Consider the following 7,406-nt stretch of genomic DNA (forward strand, 5'->3'; position numbering starts at 1 on the left):
GACGGGGGCATAGTCTTCGGATTGTGTCTAGTTAAGAGGAGTAGAAGCAAGAATCTCCCGTCACAGCGTAGCTTGACGGCGAGAGTGTCAATCAGTCTGTTAAAATTGACCCCCGTTGGTCGTATTCGCGCACTGTCTAACCTTTATGATGAGGATCAGTTAATATGGAATCAATGCAACCGACCGAGACCCAAAATCCGATTAGAACGGATTTACCCGGGTCTCTGAGCAAACCCAGCAGCAGCAGCACCGAACAGATTTGGTCTGAGTATGTAGAACCAGTTTGGGGTTCGGTGATGTCCTATCTGGCTAACGTCCCCGATTATATCGGTAGTTTCTTCTCTGGATACAAAAAACCTTTAATCGTTCTGGTGGCAATTTTAGCGAGTTTTGTCACCGTGAAAGTTACCCTAGCGGTTTTAGATGCGATCGATGATATTCCCCTCCTTGCTCCTATCCTACAATTAGTTGGAATCGTTTATAGTGGTTGGTTTGTCTGGCGCTATCTGCTCAAGGATGAAAATCGTCGCGAGTTATTAGCCGAAATTGATGCACTAAAAGCGCAAGTTTTTGGCAGTCACAATAACACTTTATAGAATCAAACAAAAGAGTTGAGCGCAAACACTCAACTCTTTTGTTTTTGCACAACAACACTCCCGACGACCGACTCCTAACCCCACCAACAAACTTTTTCAGCAAACCCTAGCTTAACACCATAGTTCGGAAACCCGTACCGATCGAGCAGTTGTCAGGGGGCCTTGTATTTCGGTAAATTAGCACTCGGAAGGTAAGAGTGCTAATCTGGAAAAGACACTTACCCAAATACAAGAGAAACGGAGGATATTCCATGGCTGCAGTCAGCATCAACGTAACTACTGTTAAACCCCTAGGCGATCGAGTTTTCGTCAAAGTTAGTCCCAGCGAAGAAAAAACCGCCGGTGGTATTTTCCTTCCCGATGCCGCTAAAGAAAAACCCCAAATCGGGGAAGTCGTGGCCGTCGGCCCCGGCAAACGCAACGATGACGGTAGCCGTACCCCCGTAGAAGTGGGTGTGGGTGACAAAGTTCTCTACTCCAAATATGCCGGAACCGATATCAAACTTGGTGGCGAAGAATTCGTTCTCCTCTCCGAAAAAGACATTCTCGCCGCCGTTTCCTAATCATCTACCCTTGAAAACCCCTATTTTGCCCGAATAACGATACATTATGGCTAAATCTATTATCTACAACGAAGATGCCCGTCGCGCCTTAGAAAAAGGCATGGATCTGCTGGCCGAAGCGGTAGCCGTCACCCTTGGCCCCAAAGGTCGTAACGTCGTCCTCGAAAAGAAATTTGGCGCACCCCAAATCGTCAATGATGGCATCACCATCGCTAAAGAAATCGAACTGGAAGACCATATCGAGAACACCGGTGTGGCTTTAATTCGCCAAGCAGCCTCAAAAACCAACGATGTAGCGGGTGATGGTACTACTACCGCCACCGTTCTCGCTCACGCTATCGTTAAAGAAGGTTTACGCAACGTCGCCGCCGGTGCTAACCCGATTTCTCTGAAAAAAGGTATCGATAAAGCTGCCGATTTCCTCGTCGGTCAAATCGCCAAACACGCGAAACCCGTAGAAGACTCCAAAGCGATCGCACAAGTGGGCGCAATCTCTGCCGGTAACGATGATGAAGTCGGTCAAATGATCGCCTCGGCCATGGATAAAGTCGGCAAAGAAGGCGTAATTTCCCTAGAAGAAGGGAAATCGATGACCACCGAACTAGAAATCACCGAAGGGATGCGTTTTGACAAAGGTTATATCTCTCCCTACTTTGTCACCGACACCGAACGCATGGAATGCGTCTTTGAGGATCCCGCTATTCTAATCACCGACAAAAAAATCGGTTTAGTACAGGATTTGGTTCCCATTCTCGAACAAGTTGCCCGTCAAGGCAAACCCCTAGTAATTATCGCCGAAGACATCGAAAAAGAAGCTTTGGCAACCCTAGTGGTTAACCGTCTGCGCGGTGTTCTTAACGTTACTGCGGTGAAGGCCCCCGGATTTGGCGATCGCAGAAAAGCGATGTTAGAAGATATCGCCGTCTTAACCGGTGGTCAAGTAATCAGCGAAGATGCGGGTTTAAAACTGGAAACCACCAAAATTGACAGCTTAGGTACGGCCCGTCGTATCACCATGACCAAAGATACCACCACCATCGTCGCCGAAGGCAACGATGTGGCAGTGAAAACCCGTTGTGAGCAAATTCGCCGTCAAATCGACGACACCGATTCTTCCTACGATAAAGAAAAACTGCAAGAACGTCTGGCTAAATTAGCCGGGGGTGTGGCAGTGATTAAAGTTGGTGCCGCTACCGAAACGGAAATGAAAGACCGCAAATTGCGCTTAGAAGACGCGATTAACGCCACTAAAGCAGCCGTAGAAGAAGGTATCGTCCCCGGTGGTGGTACTACTTTAGCTCACCTCGCTCCCCAATTGGAAACTTGGGCCAAAGAAACCCTCCAGCATGAAGAATTAACCGGCGCTTTAATCGTTTCTCGTGCGATTTCTGCCCCCTTAAAACGGATCGCTGAAAATGCCGGCCAAAACGGTGCAGTTATTGCCGAAAGGGTGAAAGAGAAGCCCTTTAATGTTGGTTATAATGCCGCTACCGGTGAGTTCTCCGATATGTTTGAGGCGGGTATCGTTGACCCCGCGAAAGTGACTCGTTCTGCCCTACAAAATGCCGCTTCGATCGCCGGTATGGTTTTAACTACCGAGTGTATTGTCGTGGATAAACCGGAAAAAGAAAAATCCGCTGCCCCCGCCGGCGGTGGTGACTTCGACTATTAATAATTAGTCTATTTTTTCTCGACTCGATCGCAATTAAGCGATCGAGTTTTTTTTGTTGAAAAAACATCACTTCGGGTTAAGGAAAGTACAATTTTATCCCCAGCGCTTTTTCCTTGCGGTAAAATATTGATAGCTTGATCGGGTATCCCGATTTACAGCCCACCATGCGGAACAAATCTGGATTGTTAACTTATACCACGATGTCGAAAAAAGCGAAAGGATTCGGTCAGTCGCCAACTCCCACGAGAAAATTTAAGGATTTTCTCCTTGCTTTTGGGGATTTTTGTCGAAAAAATTCCAAAGATGAAACGAAGCTACAGCAATTTTTAAAAGCAAATATTAATAAATTAGATGATTTACTTTTAGACGCTTTACCTTTAGTCTTCACAAGCTTAATCGCCGATAAATCAATAGACGAGCGAGAAAAAATAGCCAGCCTTTTCGAGAATTTTGCTGTCACCATTTACAACTTTCCGTTAGGCGATCGAGCAACAAATTTAGAATTAAGTATTACTGCTCATAATCTCAGCCTAAAAATTTACACCTGCGAGAATTCCCCCGAACATTGGGCGCAAATCCTCAATAACCTTGCCCTTGCCTACAGTGATCGAATACTGGGCGATCGGTCTGAAAATCTAGAGAAAGCGATCGAACTGTACGGGCAAGCTTTAGAAATCTATACCCGCAAGAATTTCCTCGAAGATTGGGCGACAATCCTCAATAACCTCGCTCTCGCTTACAGCGATCGAATTCGGGGTGATCGGGCTGATAATCTGGAGAAAGCGATCGAACTGTACGGGCAAGCTTTAGAAATCTATACCCGCAAGAATTTCCCCGTCGATTTGGCAAGAATCCTTAATAACCTCGCTATCGCTTACAGCGATCGAATTCGGGGCGATCGTGCGGAAAATCTAGAGAAAGCGATCGAACTGTACGGGCAAGCTTTAGAAGTTAGAACCCGCAAGAATTTCCCCGTCGATTGGGCGATGACCCTCAATAACCTCGCCAGCGCTTACAGTAATCGAATACTGGGCGATCGGGCGGAGAATCTGGAGAAAGCGATCGAACTGTACGAGCAAGCGTTAGAAGTCTATACCCGGGAGAATTTCCCCGAAAATTGGGCGATAAGTCAGCAGAATTTGGCCAGTGCCTATCGCGAGCGAGTTTTAGGAGAGCGGAAGGACAATTTAGAACAGGCGATCCATCTCTACAATCAAGCCGCTCAAATCTTTACTCGCGCCGCACTTCCTGTGAGATGGGCGGGGAATCAAGGGGATTTGGCAGAAGCTTTGATGCAACGGGATAACCCCGGCGATCTCGATACTGCGATCGCTCTACTCCAAGAAGCTCTAGAAGTCTCCCCCGCAGGTTGTCAAGATTTTATTGACTCTCAGTATCGATTAGGAATAGCTCTTTCTCAAAGGTACGATCGCGACAAAAATTTCGACGATCTCCGACAGGCTTTAGTAGCTTATAAAACCGCCCTAGATCTGATTAGTCCCGAACATTACGATCGAAAAGATATCTGGAAAGCGCTGCCCACTACCCAAACCATTCTCGGTAGTCGTCTGGTGCGGGATGGCGAATGGCAGCAAGGGTTACAACTGTTGTTAAATAGCGTCAATCAACTTAGTACCAGTGACGATCGCCTAGCCCATGCGAACGCGCTCTACCACACCGGCCGCGCCTACGAAGTTCTGTCCGATCGAGAGAAAGCCCGTCTCTACTATCGCGATGCCCTGCGTTGGTACGAATATTTACAGGATTTACCCGGAATCGCCAAAAGTCGCACCGGATTGGGGAATGTCTTCGTATCCCAAGGATATCTAGAGAAAGGAATGAAGGAACTCGATCGAGCGAAGGCAATCTACCGACAACTACCACAGACCGATCCCGATAGAGTGGAGGAGATAGACATTATTTATCAAGCTTCTCGACGGGCGATCGAACGACAAACCAGCGAGGTATATATATGACAAGTGCCGATGATCTTTTTAAGCAATCCTTTGACAATATCCAACGGTTAGGACTGAAGGAAATCCCCTTTACCGAAAGCCCGATCGATTTAAACAGCGATACCCTCGATCGTGTTTTTACCGGGCGAAAAAATGAATTGACGCAGGTGTTTAATCTGTTCCAAAGTCGCGAGCGTCGTCGGATTCTGGTTTCTGGTCGTTTAGGAATCGGCAAAAGTGCTTTTTTACTGGAAGTATTGTCGGTTATACGCCGCAATCGTCCGCAAATGTTGACTGCCTATATATCTCTACCCGCAGGTTTAGATATCGCCACTACAGCACTGATCGCCCTCGCTAGAGCGATGCCAAATGACGATTGGGCGCAACGTCAGCTTTATCAGATGGGAATTCCAACCGAAAAACTATTGAAGGAGCGTAGTGCTGAAATTAGCGGTAGTTTAGGAATCGGTGGTAAAATCGGCGAGAAAGATTTACCGCTCACCAAATTTCAATATCCGACTGTGAGCTTCGATACATTGTTAGAGCGGGCGCAAGAAGAATATCCGCAGGGGATTCTGATCGCGATCGATGATCTAGATAAACAAAATCCTAGTGTGGTACGACAAATGATGCACGACGCGCAGGGAATGTTAAAAGGTCGGGCTTGGTTTATGCTGACGGCTCACCCCATCGGGATGACGGGAGATTTATTAACCAGCGAACGCGGTTTATTTGACTTGCAATTGCCGCTAGAAGAACTAGATGCGGATACCACATACCAGATGTTAATTAACTATCTCAACAGTGCCAGAATTAAAAACGATTGTACCGATCCGAAAGATGACAGGTGTGTACTTCCCTTTTTACCAGATGCGGCAAGACGTTTTTGCAAGGTTTCTCTCGGCAGACCCCGTTTGTTCAACCGCTTGGGAAATATTGTACTTTCCACTGCGGCCGATCTTCAGGTTAAAACAATCACAATGGAAGTTCTCGAACAAGGATTAAGAGCAGCCGAAAAGGATTTCCGACAACAAGCGGCCTTAAACGCCAAAGAGGAAAGAATTCGTCTGCTTTTGCAACGCAAAGGTAATATCTCCGACGATTCGATCACCATCGATGAGCTTGAAAGTTTAGGTTTTCGGGCATTTAGTGATATTTTTCCCTTTCTAGAAAGATTGGAAGAAGCTGATCTAGCTCAAAGGTTAAATCAAGAGGATGTGACGGTTTTCGAGCCGATCCTTCTCCCTCCGGCGGATTGAAGGGAAAACGAGAATACACCGGCAAAAATCGATCGCCGTTCCCAGAAAAATCCTTTAAGGATTCGGGATCGATCGCACCAGCAGAGTCAGAATACTGGTTAATACTGCCACTACCACGGGAATAATCAACGATTTTGCTCCCTTAAGGTCGGATACATCCTTAATTAAAGCGTTCTGTGTTCCCTCTACTTTTTCCAATCGCCTATCAATAATCTTGAGTTCGGTTTTCACCTCGGCCATATCTACTTTTAGATCGGTGACATCTTTCTGCAAAGAGTCTAACTTGCCTTCGATTCTTGTTAGAACAGTTTCTAGGGAATAGGTGATAGTGACGGGGGATTGACTCATCTGAATTTCGGGGAATATTCGATCGCCTAGTAATATTGTAGGCTGTTTTTGTAGGTGATACAGTCTTTACCAACGTTCTAAAATCAGTCCATCTACATATAGCGTTTTTCAGTCTGCTGAGGTACAAAAGTTATGGGTTTTAGGCAAAAGGCAAGAGGCAAAAGGCAAAGGGGAAGAAAAACAGGTGTACCTCACTAGCTTAGGAAACGCTATAATTAAAATCAGTATCATCTGTCACCAATACCCAATTATTTTCTATACATTGAGCAGCAATCCATTTCACCACTCATTGACATCTACCTGACGACATTCTGTTTTAATGGCTTGTTGCAGTTCTTGTGCATCTGAATCGCTTAAAATGCCTGAAAAATTGGCTAGAGGATGACTGTTGCCTGTTGCCTGAACTCGATGTAAAAAATCTAACACGGTTTCTATTAGATCATCAGGTGCTTGTTCGAGTTCTTGAAAGTAATACAGTAAATGTGATGGCTACCTTGAATTCTCAATAATTCCCATCCGTGACGCTCTAAAATTTTGGCGAACTTTTTCCCGGAAATTGATTTCATATCGCTATCTCTAGAATCCGAGTTTTCGGATCGTTCGGCAAGGATTCCACATCTATGGATAGACAGCCTTCGATCGCCTCGTGTAAATTTTCTAGTAGTTCCTCGAAAGTTTCTGCTTGGGTGGCACAGCCGGGGAGCGCCGGGACTTCCCCCCAGAAGCCACCTTCCTCCGCCTCGTGAACGATAACTTTCATTTTCATCGAAAATTTGGGTCTGAAACCCCGTCGTTCTACGACGGCTTTACTGTTAAATATTAACACATTTACGAAATATATGCCAGAATGTGAGACATGGAAAAAGCCTACTCGTTTCGATTTTACCCCACACCCGAACAAGAGTCGCTATTGCGGCGCACATTGGGCTGTGTAAGATTAGTTTACAACAAAGCTCTCCACGAACGAACACAAGCTTGGTACGAAAAGCAAGAAAGAGTAGGCTACGCTCAAA

General features: G+C 46.1%; 9 protein-coding genes. 6 read left to right on the forward strand and 3 right to left on the reverse strand.

Annotation, left to right across the window (positions count from 1 at the left end; all coding sequences use genetic code 11):
- Nucleotides 1–164 precede the first annotated feature (164 nt).
- The 5 genes from BGL89_RS02575 (at nt 165) to BGL89_RS02595 (ending at nt 6,045) form a co-directional block, all read left to right on the forward strand.
- A complete protein-coding gene (locus tag BGL89_RS02575; RefSeq protein WP_286824281.1) occupies nt 165–596 on the forward strand; it encodes a CAAD domain-containing protein in 432 nt (143 codons plus the stop codon).
- Nucleotides 597–847: 251 nt separating this feature from the next.
- Nucleotides 848–1,159 (forward strand): co-chaperone GroES, encoded by a 312-nt coding sequence (groES, locus tag BGL89_RS02580; protein ID WP_002737272.1) that lies wholly within the window; start codon nt 848–850, stop codon nt 1,157–1,159.
- Nucleotides 1,160–1,205: 46 nt separating this feature from the next.
- Entirely contained in the window at nt 1,206–2,831 is a 1,626-nt protein-coding gene (gene groL, locus BGL89_RS02585) for a chaperonin GroEL (RefSeq protein WP_286824284.1), read from the forward strand.
- Between the two features lie 164 nt (nt 2,832–2,995).
- Nucleotides 2,996–4,807: a tetratricopeptide repeat protein gene (locus BGL89_RS02590; protein ID WP_286824286.1), complete on the forward strand. Its 1,812-nt coding sequence runs from the start codon at nt 2,996–2,998 to the stop codon at nt 4,805–4,807.
- Complete coding sequence (locus BGL89_RS02595) at nt 4,804–6,045, forward strand: P-loop NTPase family protein (RefSeq protein ID WP_286824287.1); 1,242 nt, start codon at nt 4,804–4,806, stop codon at nt 6,043–6,045. Before BGL89_RS02590 ends, BGL89_RS02595 begins: the two co-directional genes overlap by 4 nt.
- Nucleotides 6,046–6,099: 54 nt before the next feature.
- Here BGL89_RS02595 and BGL89_RS02600 read toward each other — a convergent pair whose 3' ends face one another.
- From BGL89_RS02600 to BGL89_RS02615, 3 genes are all read right to left on the reverse strand, one after another.
- Complete coding sequence (locus tag BGL89_RS02600) at nt 6,100–6,393, reverse strand: shikimate dehydrogenase (protein WP_286824288.1); 294 nt, start codon at nt 6,391–6,393, stop codon at nt 6,100–6,102.
- A 279-nt stretch (nt 6,394–6,672) separates the two neighbouring features.
- Nucleotides 6,673–6,819, reverse strand: a complete 147-nt coding sequence (locus BGL89_RS02605; RefSeq protein ID WP_286824289.1) for a hypothetical protein — start codon at nt 6,817–6,819, stop codon at nt 6,673–6,675.
- A gap of 136 nt (nt 6,820–6,955) precedes the next feature.
- Nucleotides 6,956–7,159 carry a type II toxin-antitoxin system HicB family antitoxin gene (locus tag BGL89_RS02615; RefSeq protein ID WP_190359077.1) on the reverse strand — a complete coding sequence of 68 codons (204 nt, stop codon included), beginning with the start codon at nt 7,157–7,159 and terminating at the stop codon, nt 6,956–6,958.
- Nucleotides 7,160–7,249: 90 nt separating this feature from the next.
- On the opposite strand from BGL89_RS02615, the gene BGL89_RS02620 reads away from it, so the two are divergent.
- Nucleotides 7,250–7,406: helix-turn-helix domain-containing protein (locus BGL89_RS02620; protein WP_286824291.1), on the forward strand; the 157-nt coding region annotated here is incomplete at its 3' end.

Source organism: Microcystis sp. LSC13-02 (assembly GCA_002282935.1).
In the GTDB taxonomy this organism is placed as follows: Bacteria; Cyanobacteriota; Cyanobacteriia; order Cyanobacteriales; family Microcystaceae; genus Microcystis.